Below are 13,758 nucleotides of genomic sequence, written 5' to 3'. Positions count from 1 at the left end.
CCGCCTCGAGCTCGGCACTTTGCTCAGCCGCCACCTGGGAAGCCTCCAGTGCCTGGTCGAGGTCCCAGATGATGTCCTCGACGTCCTCGAGTCCCACCGAGAGCCGGATCAGGTCCTCCGGCACGCCCGCCGCGACGAGCTGCTCTGAGGAGAGCTGCTGGTGCGTCGTCGAACCGGGGTGCAGGACGAGCGTGCGCGCGTCGCCGATGTTCGCGAGGTGGCTCGCGATCTGGAGCGCCTCGATGAACTTGGCACCGGCCGCGCGGCCGCCCTTGACCCCGAAGCTGAACACGGAGCCGACGCCGAGCGGCAGGAGCTCCTTCGCGCGCGCGTGCTGCGGGTGCGACGGTAGCCCCGCGAAGTTCACGTACGTGACGCGCGGATCCGCGGCGAGCCATTCCGCGACCCGCTGCGCGTTCGCGAGGTGCGCGTCCATGCGCTGCGGGAGCGTCTCGACGCCCTGCAGGAGCTGGAACGCGGACTGCGCCGGGAGCGACGGCCCGATGTCACGGAGCTGCTCGGAGCGGAGCTTCGTGAGGAAGCCGTACTCGCCGAAGTTGCCCCACCACGAGACGTTGCCGTAGCTCGGCACGGGCTCGGTCATCGACGGGAACTTGCCGTTGCCCCAGTTGAACGTCCCGCTTTCGACGACGACGCCGCCCAGCGTGGTGCCGTGGCCGCCGAGGAACTTGGTCGCCGAGTGGATCACGATGTCCGCGCCGTGCTCGATGGGCCGCAGGAGGTACGGGGGAGTGAGCGTCGAGTCGACCACGAGCGGGATGCCGTGCTCATGGGCGACGGCGGCCAGCCCGGGCAGGTCGGCGATGTCGCCGGAGGGGTTGGCGACGACCTCGGTGTAGATCGCCTTCGTGTTCTCGCGCAGCGCGGCCTTGAAGTCGGGCGCCTCCGTGCTGTCCACGAACGTCGTCTCGACGCCGAAGCGGCGCAGCGTCACGTCGAGCTGCGTGATCGTGCCGCCGTACAGCTTCGACGACGCGACGATGTGGTCGCCCGCCTGGGCGAGCGCGGCGAACGTGATGAACTCGGCGGCCATGCCCGACGACGTCGCGACCGCGCCGATGCCGCCCTCGAGCGACGCGATGCGCTCCTCGAAGGCCGCGACCGTGGGGTTGCCGATACGGGAGTAGATGTTGCCGTACTTCTGCAGCGCGAAGAGGTTCGCGGCGTCGTCGGTGTCCTTGAAGACGAACGATGTCGACTGATAGATCGGGACGGCGCGCGCTCCATGCTCGGCGTCCGGCGTGCCGCCGGCGTGCAGGGCCCGGGTGCGGAAGCCGAATTGACGCTCGGGCATCAGGCGTTCGCCCCGGCGAGGTCCGAACCGGCGAGCTCGGCCGCGTTGAAGTTCGTGACCGGCAGCAGCTCGGTGTTGAGCTCCGTGCCGTTCTTTCGGGCCAGATCGGCCTCGAGTTCGCGCACGATCGGGAGCACGTCCCGGCCGAACGCCTCGACCTCCTCCTGGAAGTGCAGGTAGCACGTGAGGAGCAGGTTCACGCCGATCTTCTTGTACTCGACGATCCGCTCGGCAATCTGCTCGGGCGTGCCGATGAGCTTGGTGCGGAAGCCGTCGTTGTACTGGACGAGGTCCTCGAACGTCGAGTCCTCCCACATGCCCTTGCCGTCCTTCGTGGACTGGCCCGCCTCCTTGACGGCGGCGGCGAAGCCCTCGACCGCGGGGCGGTGCGCCTTCGCGACGATCTCGCGGAGGGTGTCGTGGGCTTCCTTCTCGGTGTCGCGTGCGATCACGAAGCCGTTGAGGCCGAACCGCGGGGCCTGAGGTGCCTTGCGGCCCTCCTTCGCGGCGGTGAGGACGCCGGCGATGTTCGCCTTGAAGCCCTCGATGTCGCGGCCGTTCGAGAAGTACCAGTCAGCGGTGCGGCCTGCCGCTGCCTGCGCCGCCGTCGAATTGCCACCGAAGAAGATCTCCGGGTGCGGGCGGCCTTCGACGCTCACCGGCGCGGGGTTCAGCGTGAAGTCCTTGATGTCGTAGTACTTGCCGGACTGCGAGTAGCCCTGCTCGGTCCAGAGGCCACGGAGCACGTTGATGAATTCCTCAGTGCGGACGTAGCGCTCGTCGTGCTCGAGCCACTCGAGGCCGAAGTTCACGAACTCGTCCTTGAGCCAGCCGGAGACGACGTTCACGGCCGCGCGGCCACCGGAAAGGTGGTCAGCGGTGATGATGAACTTCGCGAGCACGCCGGGGTGCCACATTCCGGGGTGGACGGCGGCGATGACCTTGAGGCGCTCGGTCGCGCCGAGGAGCGCGAGGGAGAACGACGTGGCCTCGTGCTGCTTGTCGGCGCCGTAGCTCGCGGCGTAGCGGGTCTGGGTGAGCGCGTACTCGAAGCCGGAGTTCTCGGCGATTCGCGCGAGCTTCTTGTTGTAGTCGAACTCCCAGTTGGTGCGCTGCTCGATGGTGGAGACCACAAGGCCTCCCGAGACGTTGGGCACCCAGTAGGCGAACTTGAGGGGGGTCTCGAAATCGATGACGTGATCGGACACGGTTGCGCTCCTTGAACTCGGGCGCGACGAGAGCGGGGCACTCACCATCGCTTCTGGCAGTAGCACCTTTGGCGCCGTTGGCTTGGTTCGTCAGCGGGCCAGGGTTGCTGCGGCGTCACAGATCCAGATCTCTCGGCCGCTCGGGATGGGTCAGTGCGATTCTCCTGAATGCCGCCGTAACGATGCAAATTATTTCGTCACACTGCATGCTGACTTGAATTACCCGAACAACCTTCGACGCGTGGCCACCTCTCGCCCGACGCGTGGTCACCTCTCACGCCCGCGCCAAGAGCTGCTCGCCGACCTTGCCCCGCTGGTAGAAAACCTCGCGACCGGCCCGGACCGGCTCAGTGAGTCCGGAGTCGGCGAGGATCTTCAGATGGCTGCTGACGGTCCCGGCGGCGAGGTCGAGCGCGCAGGCGAGCTGCGTCGTCGTCATCGGGACGTCGAGCTGGGCGAGGATCTGGGCGCGCGTCCGCCCCAGGAGCCGGGACACGGGGCTCTCCTGGGTCTCGCGTGTCTTCTCCCAGAGGCGGCCGACGCCGCGTGGCGCGTAGGTGATGGTCGGCACGAACGGCGCGGTGTGGAGGACCAGCGTGGAGGGCCAGACGAACGCCGTCGGGACGAGGACGAGGCCGCCGCCGGGCTTGGGGCGGTCGGTCGCTTCGCAGCCGCGCATGATCTCGAGGCCCTGCTCCGTGGGCCGGATGCTCGGATGCAGGGTCTTGAAGACCTCCTGGATGCCATAATGCGCGAGGTCCTCGAGCCGGGAATCGATGTCGGCGAGCAGCACGGAGCGCAGACGCGGCCAATAAGGCTCGACGGCGGTCGCCCAGTACCAGCGCAGGGCGGCGGTCACGCGGCGGACGCCGGCGGCGACGTCGTCCCGGAACTCGGCGATGATGCGTCGCCCGTAATCGGGGACTTCGCGCTTCTCGAGGAACCCGAGATCTCGCAGCCACAGCTCTGCGGGAACCGCCGCGACCGCGGCGAGGGTCTCGGGAAACGAGTCCTGACGGGTCGGGGTCGGGGTGAGCGAATCCGCGATGAAGCCCTTCGGCTGCACGAGCGTCGTGAGGACCCGGAGGTGGTCCTTGGCCTCCCTGTCGGACGAGTCGGCGAGGCGCTTCTTGGCCTCCTCGATCCACGGCCGGTGCAGCGGCGTTCCCTGTTGGAGGGCGCGAAGGCTCGTGACGGTCTCCCACATCGGCGACGCCTCGAAGCGCACGCGGGTGAGGTCTTCGCTCGTGAGTCGAATGAGCATGGAACCAGCGTAAGAACGGCGCGTCCCCGGGTCGAGGATTCGAGGAGAACCGAATCGTTTCGCCCCTCTCGGCCAGCGCGCAGACTGCTGGACATGAGCAGCACAGACACTCGCACCCCCACCGCCCACGCCGTCGAATCACGGGCAGCCGCGCCCGCTCCCGTCCGCCATCCGCTCCGCCCGGCGCCCCGTCGGCTGGCCCGTGCACCGCATGGCAACGGCGATCGCCTCACCCTGGTTGCGCCGTCGCCTCGCCGGCTTCAGAACCGTCCGCTCGTCGCGCCCACCGCGATCCCGGCCCACGCCGGCGACCTACTGGGCATGCCGGACTTCGGCCGCCTTCGCCGGGCTTTCGGGCGGGCTTGGTCGTGGCTGCGGGAATTGTTCGAGGCGGCAGGGGCCGTCGACGCACGGCTGCGCGAGCGGCGCGACGACGACGCCCTGCGGATGGCGCGCTCCGGCGCCTCCCCGACGCGGCTCCTCTAGCGACACGTGGCCACGCGTTGGGTGGGAGGTGGCCACGCGTTGGGTAGGAGGTGGCCACGCGTTGGGCAGGAGGTGGCCACGCGTTTGGGACGCGTGGCCATTTCTCACCTCACGCGTGGCCACTTCTCACCGGGCTAGCGTCCTGCGAGGACCTTCTCGATCTCGGCGATGCACGGCTCGTTCTGCAGGCTCGTCGTGTCGCCGAGCTGGGTCCCATCGAAGAGCTGTGTGAGGAGGCGGCGCATGATCTTCCCCGAGCGCGTCTTGGGGACATCAGGGACGACGACGACGTCACGCGGCTTTGCGATCGGGCCGATCTCCTTCGCGACGTGGGCGCGGAGGGTGGCGGCGAGCTCGGCTTTGTCGGCGCCCGCACGTCCCGCGGCCGCGGCGGTGAGCACGACGAACGCCGCGATGGCATGCCCGGTCTTGGCGTCGGCTACCGGGCAGACGCCCGCCTCTACGACCGCCGGATGCGACACAAGCGCCGACTCGATCTCGATGGTGGACATGCGGTGCCCCGAGACGTTGAGCACGTCGTCCGTGCGGCCGAGGATCCAAATGTCGCCGTCGTCGTCGAACTTTGCGCCGTCGCCCGCGAGGAACCAGCCCTGCGCCGCGTATTTGCGCCAGTACGAGTCGAGGTAGCGCCGGGGGTTGCCCCACACCGTCCGCGCCATCGCCGGGCCACTCTCGGTGACCACGATGTTGCCTTGAATGCCCGGCGGGACGGGGACGCCGTCGTCGTCCACAATGTCCGTGGCGAGGCCCGGCAGGGCCCTCGTAGCACACCCGGGCTTGAACGAGGCATCGGTGGGCCGCGGTGATAGCACGGTTGCGCCAGTTTCCGATTGCCACCAGGTGTCGACCATCGGGACGTTCCCGCCCGAGTCCCGCCCGAAGTTCCCGCGCAGCCAGCGCCATGCCTCGGGGTTCACGGCCTCGCCCACCGTGCCGAGAACGCGAATCGAGGAGAAGTCGTACTCGCCGGGCACGCCGCCGGGGAACCAGCCCATGAGCGAGCGCACCAGCGTCGGCGCCGTGTAGTAGCTCGTGACTCCGTAGCGCTGGATGATCTCGAAGTGCCGGCCGGGGTGCGGAGTGTTGGGTGTGCCCTCGAAGATGACCTGCGTGACGCCGTTCGAGAGTGGCCCGTAGATCTCGTAGGTGTGGGCAGTGACCCACGCGAGGTCGGCGGTGCACCAATGGACATCGTTGTCGCGAAGCGCGGGGTCGGGGTTCGAGAACAGGAACTCGTGGCTCCACGAGGCTTGGGCGATGTAGCCACCCGTCGTGTGGACGAGGCCCTTCGGCTTCCCCGTGGTGCCTGACGTGTACATGATGAACAGCGGGGTCTCGGCGTCGAACGCCTCGGGTTCGTGGGTCTCTGGCTGCGCATCGACGAGCTCGTGCCACCACACGTCCCGGCCCGGCATCCACGCGATGTCGGAGCCGGTGCGGCGGACCACGAGGACGTGCTCGATCGCGTTGTCGCCCGCGGCGGCGCCCCCGCGCACCGCCGCATCGGCGTTGTCCTTCACGGGCACGGCCTTGCCCCGGCGGTACTGGCCGTCCGTCGTGACCAGGAGCTTCGCGCCCGTGTCCTCGACCCGAAAGCGCAGCGCCTCCGCCGAGAAGCCGCCGAACACGAGCGAATGGACGGCGCCGATGCGTGCGCAGGCGAGGGTGACCACCACCGTTTCGACAAGCACCGGGAGATAGACGACGACGCGGTCCCCCTTGCGCACCCCGAGCGCCTCCAGCGCGTGGGCGGCTTGGGCGACCCGGCGCTGGAGGTCCGCGTAGGTGACGGCCACGCGGTCGCCGGGCTCGCCCTCGAAGTACAGGGCGACCTTCTCCCCGCGGCCCGCTGCGACGTGCCGGTCCACGCAGTTCACAGCGGCGTTGAGCTTGCCGCCGTCGAACCAGCGGATCTCGGGCGGAGTGTCACTTTCGAGATCAGCAGGCGTCCACGAATGTGCCGTTTGCCATGGCTCTGCCCACTCGAGCCGGCGCGCGGCGTCCTCCCAGAAGGCGATGCGTTCGGGCGTGGCAGCGGTCATGGAAATCCTCCGAAAGCTGTGGGCGGTGCCTCCACTAAACGCCCGCAGAAGTCCACCCTCCAAAGCTCGCCGCGCAACACAACGTCACGGAAAGTCACGACTGGACGAGCACTAAGATGTGTGTCCGTGTTACGGACGCGCTTTACCTCTCCAAAGTTGCTTCCGTAGGGTGAATGTCAGGATCAAGAGTCCCGGCGCGAAGCTCTGGCTGGCCGGGCGGCAACCCTCTCCCGTAGTGGGGTGCCCCAGATGAGGATCCGGTCGCGGCGACCGTCCGCGGCAAGTACGGCGCCCGGGCATCCGGACGTCCGGCCGATTGCTGGAGGAAGCCATGACCGTCACATCCGTGGACCAAATCGTCACCGGGGCGGACCTGCGCCGCGCCATGGGGCATTGGGCCACCGGGATCTCGGTCATCACGACTCAGAGCGAGGGAACTCTGGCCGGCCTCGTGAGCAACTCGTTCACGTCCGTCAGCCTCGACCCGCCTCTCGTCTCATGGGCTGTGGACAAGCGCTCCTCGTCGTTCGATGTGTGGAACACGACCGACAACTTCGCAGTGCATATCCTGTCCGAGTCTGATCGGGGACTCGTGCAGCGTTTCGTGGCGAAGGGAACGGACAAGTTTGCGGGACTGGCCTGGGAGCCCGGCGTGCTGGGCTCGCCGATTGTGGCCACCGACGTCCCGCGCATCGAGTGTCGCCTCTGGCAGCGGGTGGACGCAGGGGACCATGTGATTCTGATCGGCGAGGCAGTCAGCGTCTCGGATCCGGAGAGCTTCCTTCCCCTGACCAACCACGTCTACTGGGCCACATAGGGCCGCCCGCCGGGGACGCGGGCGCCCTTGTCCCCGGCAGGCGTCCCGGTGTTGCCCGGCCAACCGCGCCGCGCCACCCTTGAGAGGTGAGCATCGACGTTCTCTCACCGCTGCGCCGCCGACTCCGCCTGACGTTTTCGGGCCAGACCGACGGTGTTCCCGACTGGGAGCTCGCCCTTGAGGACGGCGATGACGCAGGATTCTTCGCACCGGACTCCGTGACGTGGCGTGTCCACAGCGACATGACCCCGATCATGGGCGGCATCCGGGCTCTCCTCACCCAGGCCCTGCACCCTGGGGTTCTGGCGGGAGTAGTGGACCACTCGCACTACCGGGAGGATCCGCTCGCTCGGCTCGCGGGCACGATCCGCTGGATCTTCACCGTCACCTACGGCGACACCGCCGCCGCGCGACGTGCGTCCCAGCACGTCCGGCGCGTGCACGAGGCGGTGGTGGGGCAGTACGTTGACGGGCGTGGGATCGGGCGGCCCTATTCGGCGAACCAACCCGACCTTCTCGAGTGGGTGCATCTGGCCTTCACCGACGCGTTCCTCGGCTCCTACGAATACGTCCGAGGTCCTCTTCCGGCCTCGGACGCGGACGCCTACGTCGCCGAATGGGCGACCGCTGCGAAGCTCATGGGCGTTCCCAACCCGCCCACGTCCTTCGCTGCCTTGCGCGAGCGGATGAACGCGTATGACGACGGCGCCCGCCTCTCCAGCGGCCCCCGCGTCGACGACGTGGTCGGCTTCCTGCGGAATCCGCCTCTCGACCCGTTGCTCGTTCCGGGCTACCGAATGCTCTTCGCGGCCGCTGTCGACTCGATGAACGACCGGTATCTAGACCTTCTCAGACTGCGTCGCTCGTCGCTCGGCCCCCTCCCGCTCCCGGTCCGCCCGGCCGCCCAGGCCACGCTCGCCGTCGTCGGCCGCGCATTGGGGGCCACCGGTCCCAGCGAAGCCGCCGCGCGCCGCCGCCTCGCGCGCCTCCGCGCCCTCTGACCCCACCCCGTTTCGGGTACTCCAACTGCGCCCTTCACCCGTTTCGGGTACGCCAACTCTCATAGCCGCGGGAAGAATGGTCGCCATGTGGATCGCGTGGATCGAGTTCGACCTGCTCCTCGGAGACGTGCACTCTCTCAAGGAAAAACGGGCCATAGTCCGGCCGATCGTGGCGGAGGTGAAGCGGCGCTTCGACGTCTCAGCGGCGGAGGTCGGCGATCAGGACCTCCATCGAAGAGCCCGGATTGGCGCCGCCCTCGTGTCACCCGACAGGGCCCATGCAGTCGAGGTGCTCGACGGCGTCGAGCGCCTCGTCGCCGGCAGGCCCGAGGTGGACCTGCTGAGCGCGCGACGTCGCGAGCTGCACAGCGAGGACTGAGGTCGGTCTACCAGAGGGTGCCGTAGCCGAGGAAGATGAGGACGAACTGCACACACCCCATCACGAGGCCGGCGATTGCGGGACCGCTGGGACGTAGTCCCATTCGGTGGGCGCGCGACATGGAGACGCCGCCGAAGACGATCGCGAGAACCATCGGCACGAATCCGAGGAAGAGGCCGATGAAGAAGGGAATGATCCCGACAACGAGTCCCACGATACCGAGCACCATCGCCGCCGTAGCTTGACCGTCCGTGGCCGCAACGGGCCGTGTCCCCCCAGGGTGCAAGTTAGTCATATCGAAAATCTTGCCACGCCACTCGAACACGGAGATGCCCCGCCTTTCGGCGTCCGAAAGGCGGGGCATCTCCCTGAAGCTCAGCCGAAGTACTTCGGCAGCGTTCCCTCGTGGGCTTCGCGGAGCTCCTCGATCGGAAGGTCGAACTGACCCTGCACTTCAAGTGAGGTCGCGAGGACATCGACGACGCCAAGGCGGACCACCGGGAACCGGCGGGCGGTCGCCATGTCGTTGAACCGCACCTCTTCGGACCGGGGGACGGCGACGACGGCCCGCGCCTGCGACTCGGAGAACAGCGCCGTGAAGGCGTCGACCCCGTCGCGCTCGCAGAGCTCATCGAGCGCCACGCGGGCGCCGACCCCGAAGCGCAGCACCATCTCGGACAGGGCCGCGGCGAGGCCGCCCTCGGAGAGATCGTGCGCGGAGTCGATCATGCCATCCCGCGAGGCGTTGATGAGGATCGCGCCGAGCGTCTTCTCCGCCTCGAGGTCGAGCTTCGGCGGCAGGCCGCCGAGGTGGCCGCGCAGGTTCGCAAACTCCGAGCCGTCGAGCTCGTCGCGCGTGGTGCCGAGGAGGTAGATCGCCTGGCCGTCCGCGTTCTGCTGCCAGCCCGACGGCGTGCGGCGGGCGACGTCGTCGAACTTGCCCAAGACGCCGACCACCGGGGTGGGGTGGATCGCCGTCGTGCCGGTCTGGTTGTAGAGCGAGACGTTGCCGCCGGTGACCGGGATGCCGAGGGTCTGGCAGGCATCGGCGAGGCCGCGCACGGCCTCGGCGAACTGCCACATGACCTCAGGGTCCTCGGGCGAGCCGAAGTTGAGGCAGTCCGTGACGGCCATCGGCACGGCGCCCGAGGTGGCGACGTTCCGGTACGACTCCGCGAGCGCGAGCTGCGCGCCCGTATACGGGTCGAGGTACGCGTAGCGGCCGTTGGCGTCCGTGGAGATCGCCACGCCGAGGCCCGTCTCCTCGTCGACGCGGATCACGCCGGCGTCGTCGGGGGAGGCGAGCGTCGTGTTGCCGCCCACGTAGCTGTCGTATTGCTTCGTGACCCACGACTTGTCGCACATGTTCGGCGAGGCCATGAGCTCGAGGACGGCGGCCTTCAGCTCGTCGCCCGAGGCGGGCAGACCCCGGCCGGCCGCGGAAGAACGGAACCCGTCCTTCTGGACGCCGTCCAGCCACTCCGGACGCTTGAACGGCCGGTTGTACACCGGGCCCTCGTGCGCCACCGTGCGGGGATCGACATCGACGATCGTCTCGCCGTCCCACGTGATGATGAGACGGCCCGAGTCGGTGACCTCGCCGAGCCACGAGAACTCGACGTTCCACTTCTCCATGACCTTCTCGAACTCGGCCACGTTCTCCGGAGTCACGACCGCCATCATGCGTTCCTGCGACTCGGACATGAGGATCTCGCCCGGGGTCAGGGTGGGGTCGCGGAGGAGGACGTTCGTCAGCTCCACGCGCATGCCGCCGTCGCCGTTCGAGGCGAGCTCCGACGTCGCGCACGAGATGCCGGCCGCGCCGAGGTCCTGAATGCCTTCGACCAAAGAGTGCTTGAACAGCTCGAGGCAGCACTCGATGAGCACCTTCTCGGCGAACGGGTCGCCGACCTGGACGGCGGGACGCTTCGAGGGCTTCGTGTCGTCGAAGGACTCAGACGCGAGAACAGAGGCCCCGCCGATGCCGTCACCACCCGTGCGGGCGCCGAACAGCACCACGCGGTTGCCCACGCCCGACGCGTTGGCGAGTCGCAGGTCCTCGTGACGGAGGACGCCGACGGCGAGCGCGTTCACGAGCGGGTTCGCCTGGTAGACCGAGTCGAAGACGACCTCGCCGCCGATGTTCGGCAGACCCAGCGAGTTGCCGTAGCCGCCGATGCCGGAGACGATCCCGTGCACGAGGCGCGGGGTGTCAGGATGATCGATCGCGCCGAAGCGCAGCGGGTCCATGACGGCAACGGGGCGCGCGCCCATCGAGATGATGTCGCGGACAATGCCGCCGATACCTGTCGCCGCACCTTGGTACGGCTCCACGAAGGACGGGTGGTTGTGGGACTCGACCTTGAACGTGACGGCCCAGCCGTCGCCGAGGTTGGTCACACCGGCGTTCTCGCCGATGCCCACCATCATGTCCTTCTTCATCTCGTCGGTGAGCTTCTCGCCGAACTGGCGGAGGTGCACCTTCGAGGACTTGTAGGAGCAGTGCTCGCTCCACATGACCGAGTACATGGCGAGCTCGGCGGCGGTGGGCCGGCGGCCGAGGAGCTTGACGATCTCCTCGAACTCGTTCTGCTTGAGGCCGAGCTCGGCCCACGGCAGCTCGACGTTCGGGGTCTCCGCAGCGTGCTCGACCGTGTCGATATTGAACTTGGGCGTGGTCTGGGTGCTCATTTCGCTTCCACCAGCTGGCTCAGGACGGACGTGAAGAAGCCAAGGCCGTCGGTGCTGTACTGTCCGTCGGCGCCGAGCGGCGCGAAGCCGGGTTCCACGGCGTGCTCGGGATGCGGCATGAGGCCGACGACGTTGCCCGCCGCGTTCGTGATCCCCGCGATCCCGCGGCGCGAGCCGTTGGGGTTCCAGCCGACGTAGCGGAACGCCACGCGACCCTCGCCTTCGAGCTCGTCGAGCGTCTTCTCGTCCGCGACGTACTGGCCGTCCTGGTTCTTGAGGACCACGGTGATCTCCTGGCCCTCGTCGTACTGGTTCGTCCAGGCGGTGCGGTTGTTCTCGACGCGCAGGACCTGGTCCCGGCAGATGAACTTCAGGTGGTCGTTCTTGACCATCGACCCCGGGAGCAGGTGCGCCTCGGTCAGGATCTGGAAGCCGTTGCAGATGCCGAGCACGGGGAGCTTGGCGTCCGAATTGGCAGCATCGACGATCTTCGCCATGAGCGGCGCAAACCGGGCGATCGCGCCAGCGCGCAGGTAGTCGCCGTAGCTGAAGCCGCCCGGGAGGACGACGGCGTCGACGTCGCCGAGCTCGCTGTCGGCGTGCCACAGCGCGACGGGCGTTCCGCCGGCGAGCTTCACGGCGCGGGCGGCGTCGCGGTCGTCGAGCGTGCCCGGGAAGGTCACGACCCCGATCCTCGCACCAGACAGTGCGCCGGAGAGCGGCGCCTCCTCGGGCTTCCCCCCGAGGTCAGCGATGAGGGGAGTCTCGCTCATGCGTCGAGCACCTCGACGTTGACCACGTCCTCGATCACCGGGTTGGACAGCATGGTCTCGGCGGCGTTGCGGGCCTGCTCGAGAATCTCGTCCGTGACCGGGCCCTCGACCGTGAGCTCGAAGCGCTTGCCCTGGCGCACGCCGCTGAACGCAGTGAAGCCGAGTCGTGGCAGTGCCCCGACGATCGCCTTCCCCTGAGGGTCGAGAATCTCGGGTTTCGGCATGACATCGACAACGATCCGGGGCATCAACGGGCTCCTGTGATTGAGGGGAGTTGCAACCCGATTCTACCGGAGCGGCCACGGGCCGCCGGAATCGCGGCAGTAGTGTAGCCCCCATGACCCTCGACCCCGGTACGCGCTGCCCCTGCGGAAGCGGTGACACGTATGGGGACTGCTGCCGCCGCTTCCACGCCGGGGTCCCCGCTCCAACCGCCGAAGCGCTCATGCGGTCCCGCTTCAGCGCCTTCGCGACCGGCAATGCAGACTACCTTCTGACCACGTGGCATCCCTCAACCCGCCCAGCCACCCTCGATCTCGACGAGGGCACGCAGTGGCGACGCCTCGTCGTCGTCCGTACTGAGGCGGGCGGCCCCTTTGATGACCGCGGGGTGGTGGAGTTCGCCGCGCACTATACGAACGACGACGGCGCCACCGGAGTCCTCCGCGAAACCTCGCGCTTTGTGCGCGAGGGCGGGCGTTGGCACTATGTGGATGGGCGCTGACGCGCCTCAGGGGAGGGCCGCGACCAAGGGGGCGATCGCCGTCGTCAACCGCTCCCGCAGCGCCGCAGCCTCGGCGGCAAACGCCCGCTGCGCCTCGACGTACTCGGCTTTCCCCGCCGGGGTCTCGATGCGGATGGGCTCGTAGCCCCAGTCCGCGAGGTCGTAGGGCGACGCCTTCATGTCCATCTCCCTGACCCGCCACGCAAGCTCGAAACAGTCCATCAGGAGCTCGCCCGGCACCGCCGGCCCGAGCTTGTAAGCCCACTTGTACAGGTCCATGTTCGCGTGGAGGCACCCGGGCTGCTCGAGGTGCCGCTGGGTTTCGCGGGTGGGCTGCAGCTCGTTCCGGGGCGCGGCGTCAGGGGTGTAGAAGCGGAACGCGTCGAAGTGAGTGCAGCGGATCCTATGCTCCTCCACCACCCGATCCGTAGCCTCCGCTCCGAGCCGCAACGGCAGATACTCGTGCCGGATCCCGAACTTCTCCGAGTGGTACACCATGGCCCATTCGTGCAGCCCAAAGCATCCGAACTGCGCGGGCCGCGACGCCGTTCCCCGCAGGATCACGTCGCAGAACCGCACCGTCTCCTCGCGTTCGCCGAGGTAGGCGGCGGCATCAAGCACGACGGCGGCCGTCGCCTCCGCGACTCCCCCCGCCTCCCGCTCGGCTTGCGTCAGGCCACGGTAGTGCTTCCACCCCACGCGCTCGACGGCCGCGTCCCCCGCCAGCACGACCCCCGCGCCGGGGTGCCAACGCCCGAGCTGCCCCGGTTTGTGCGTGTAATACGTGAAGAGGAAGTCTTCGACGGGGTGCTTCTGCCGCGCGTTCCGCCGCTGGACGAACGGCTCGGCGAAGCGCGCCGCCCGTTGCGCATGGGCCTCGGCGCGCGGAAGCCACTCGTGCTGTTTGAGCACGAGACTGAGCGCGGGTGCGGAAGGGGGCATCAGTCCATTATCCCCCGCCGGTTCCGGCAGCTGCCTGGGGCCTTCCTCCCCAGCTTTAAGGACGACGACGGCGCGACTCGCCGCTGGTCCGGCCG

Annotated in this window: 14 protein-coding genes and 2 riboswitches; of the genes, 5 read left to right on the top strand and 9 right to left on the bottom strand. The window is 68.4% G+C overall.

Annotated features, from left to right (window positions below):
• From ACTHL9_RS04670 to ACTHL9_RS04660, 3 genes are all read right to left on the bottom strand, one after another.
• Positions 1-1,315 (bottom strand): O-acetylhomoserine aminocarboxypropyltransferase/cysteine synthase family protein (locus ACTHL9_RS04670; RefSeq protein WP_440517646.1); only part of this gene is annotated, 1,315 nt, incomplete at its 3' end.
• A complete protein-coding gene (gene sfnG, locus ACTHL9_RS04665) occupies positions 1,315-2,571 on the bottom strand; it encodes a dimethylsulfone monooxygenase SfnG (RefSeq protein ID WP_440517647.1) in 1,257 nt (418 codons plus the stop codon). The genes sfnG and ACTHL9_RS04670, both read right to left, overlap by 1 nt.
• Positions 2,565-2,675: riboswitch (SAM riboswitch) on the bottom strand. (Overlaps the previous gene by 7 nt.)
• A gap of 122 nt (positions 2,676-2,797) precedes the next feature.
• On the bottom strand, positions 2,798-3,787 hold the full coding sequence (locus tag ACTHL9_RS04660) for a DUF5937 family protein (RefSeq protein WP_440517645.1): 990 nt from the start codon (positions 3,785-3,787) through the stop codon (positions 2,798-2,800).
• 93 nt (positions 3,788-3,880) lie between these two features.
• Between ACTHL9_RS04660 and ACTHL9_RS04655 the strand changes: the two genes are divergently transcribed.
• A complete protein-coding gene (locus tag ACTHL9_RS04655) occupies positions 3,881-4,273 on the top strand; it encodes a hypothetical protein (RefSeq protein ID WP_440517644.1) in 393 nt (130 codons plus the stop codon).
• A 134-nt stretch (positions 4,274-4,407) separates the two neighbouring features.
• Here the strand turns inward: ACTHL9_RS04655 and acs are convergent, their stop codons facing one another.
• Positions 4,408-6,336, bottom strand: coding sequence for an acetate--CoA ligase (acs, locus tag ACTHL9_RS04650; protein ID WP_440517642.1), 1,929 nt, complete (start codon positions 6,334-6,336; stop codon positions 4,408-4,410).
• A 180-nt stretch (positions 6,337-6,516) separates the two neighbouring features.
• Positions 6,517-6,628, top strand: a riboswitch (SAM riboswitch).
• A gap of 39 nt (positions 6,629-6,667) precedes the next feature.
• On the opposite strand from acs, the gene ACTHL9_RS04645 reads away from it, so the two are divergent.
• From ACTHL9_RS04645 to ACTHL9_RS04635, 3 genes are all read left to right on the top strand, one after another.
• The gene (locus tag ACTHL9_RS04645; protein ID WP_440517640.1) at positions 6,668-7,153 is read left to right on the top strand and encodes a flavin reductase family protein; all 486 of its coding nucleotides are present in this window, start codon (positions 6,668-6,670) and stop codon (positions 7,151-7,153) included.
• Between the two features lie 86 nt (positions 7,154-7,239).
• The gene (locus tag ACTHL9_RS04640; protein WP_440517639.1) at positions 7,240-8,154 is read left to right on the top strand and encodes an oxygenase MpaB family protein; all 915 of its coding nucleotides are present in this window, start codon (positions 7,240-7,242) and stop codon (positions 8,152-8,154) included.
• Positions 8,155-8,239: 85 nt separating this feature from the next.
• A complete protein-coding gene (locus ACTHL9_RS04635; RefSeq protein ID WP_440517637.1) occupies positions 8,240-8,533 on the top strand; it encodes a DUF503 domain-containing protein in 294 nt (97 codons plus the stop codon).
• 7 nt (positions 8,534-8,540) lie between these two features.
• On the opposite strand, the gene ACTHL9_RS04630 is transcribed toward ACTHL9_RS04635, so the two are convergent.
• The 4 genes from ACTHL9_RS04630 to purS all read right to left on the bottom strand — a co-directional run bounded on the left by ACTHL9_RS04630 (position 8,541) and on the right by purS (position 12,245).
• A complete protein-coding gene (locus tag ACTHL9_RS04630; RefSeq protein ID WP_440517635.1) occupies positions 8,541-8,828 on the bottom strand; it encodes a DUF4190 domain-containing protein in 288 nt (95 codons plus the stop codon).
• Between the two features lie 80 nt (positions 8,829-8,908).
• Positions 8,909-11,224 carry a phosphoribosylformylglycinamidine synthase subunit PurL gene (gene purL, locus ACTHL9_RS04625; protein WP_440517633.1) on the bottom strand — a complete coding sequence of 772 codons (2,316 nt, stop codon included), beginning with the start codon at positions 11,222-11,224 and terminating at the stop codon, positions 8,909-8,911.
• The gene (gene purQ, locus ACTHL9_RS04620; protein WP_440517631.1) at positions 11,221-11,997 is read right to left on the bottom strand and encodes a phosphoribosylformylglycinamidine synthase subunit PurQ; all 777 of its coding nucleotides are present in this window, start codon (positions 11,995-11,997) and stop codon (positions 11,221-11,223) included. Before purQ ends, purL begins: the two co-directional genes overlap by 4 nt.
• Positions 11,994-12,245: a phosphoribosylformylglycinamidine synthase subunit PurS gene (gene purS, locus ACTHL9_RS04615; protein ID WP_440517629.1), complete on the bottom strand. Its 252-nt coding sequence runs from the start codon at positions 12,243-12,245 to the stop codon at positions 11,994-11,996. The genes purQ and purS overlap by 4 nt, the downstream gene beginning before the upstream one ends.
• 89 nt (positions 12,246-12,334) lie before the next feature.
• Here purS and ACTHL9_RS04610 point away from each other — a divergent pair, with 89 nt between their 5' ends.
• Positions 12,335-12,721 (top strand): YchJ family protein, encoded by a 387-nt coding sequence (locus ACTHL9_RS04610; protein ID WP_440517628.1) that lies wholly within the window; start codon positions 12,335-12,337, stop codon positions 12,719-12,721.
• Positions 12,722-12,727: 6 nt separating this feature from the next.
• Here ACTHL9_RS04610 and ACTHL9_RS04605 read toward each other — a convergent pair whose 3' ends face one another.
• Positions 12,728-13,663, bottom strand: a complete 936-nt coding sequence (locus tag ACTHL9_RS04605) for a 3-methyladenine DNA glycosylase (RefSeq protein WP_440517626.1) — start codon at positions 13,661-13,663, stop codon at positions 12,728-12,730.
• Positions 13,664-13,758 lie beyond the last annotated feature (95 nt).

The sequence above is a fragment of the Sinomonas sp. genome, from assembly GCF_051955515.1.
GTDB lineage: Bacteria > Actinomycetota > Actinomycetes > Actinomycetales > Micrococcaceae > Sinomonas.
Note: the sequence above shows the minus strand (reverse complement) of the source record. Positions and strands in the feature narration are given on the sequence as shown.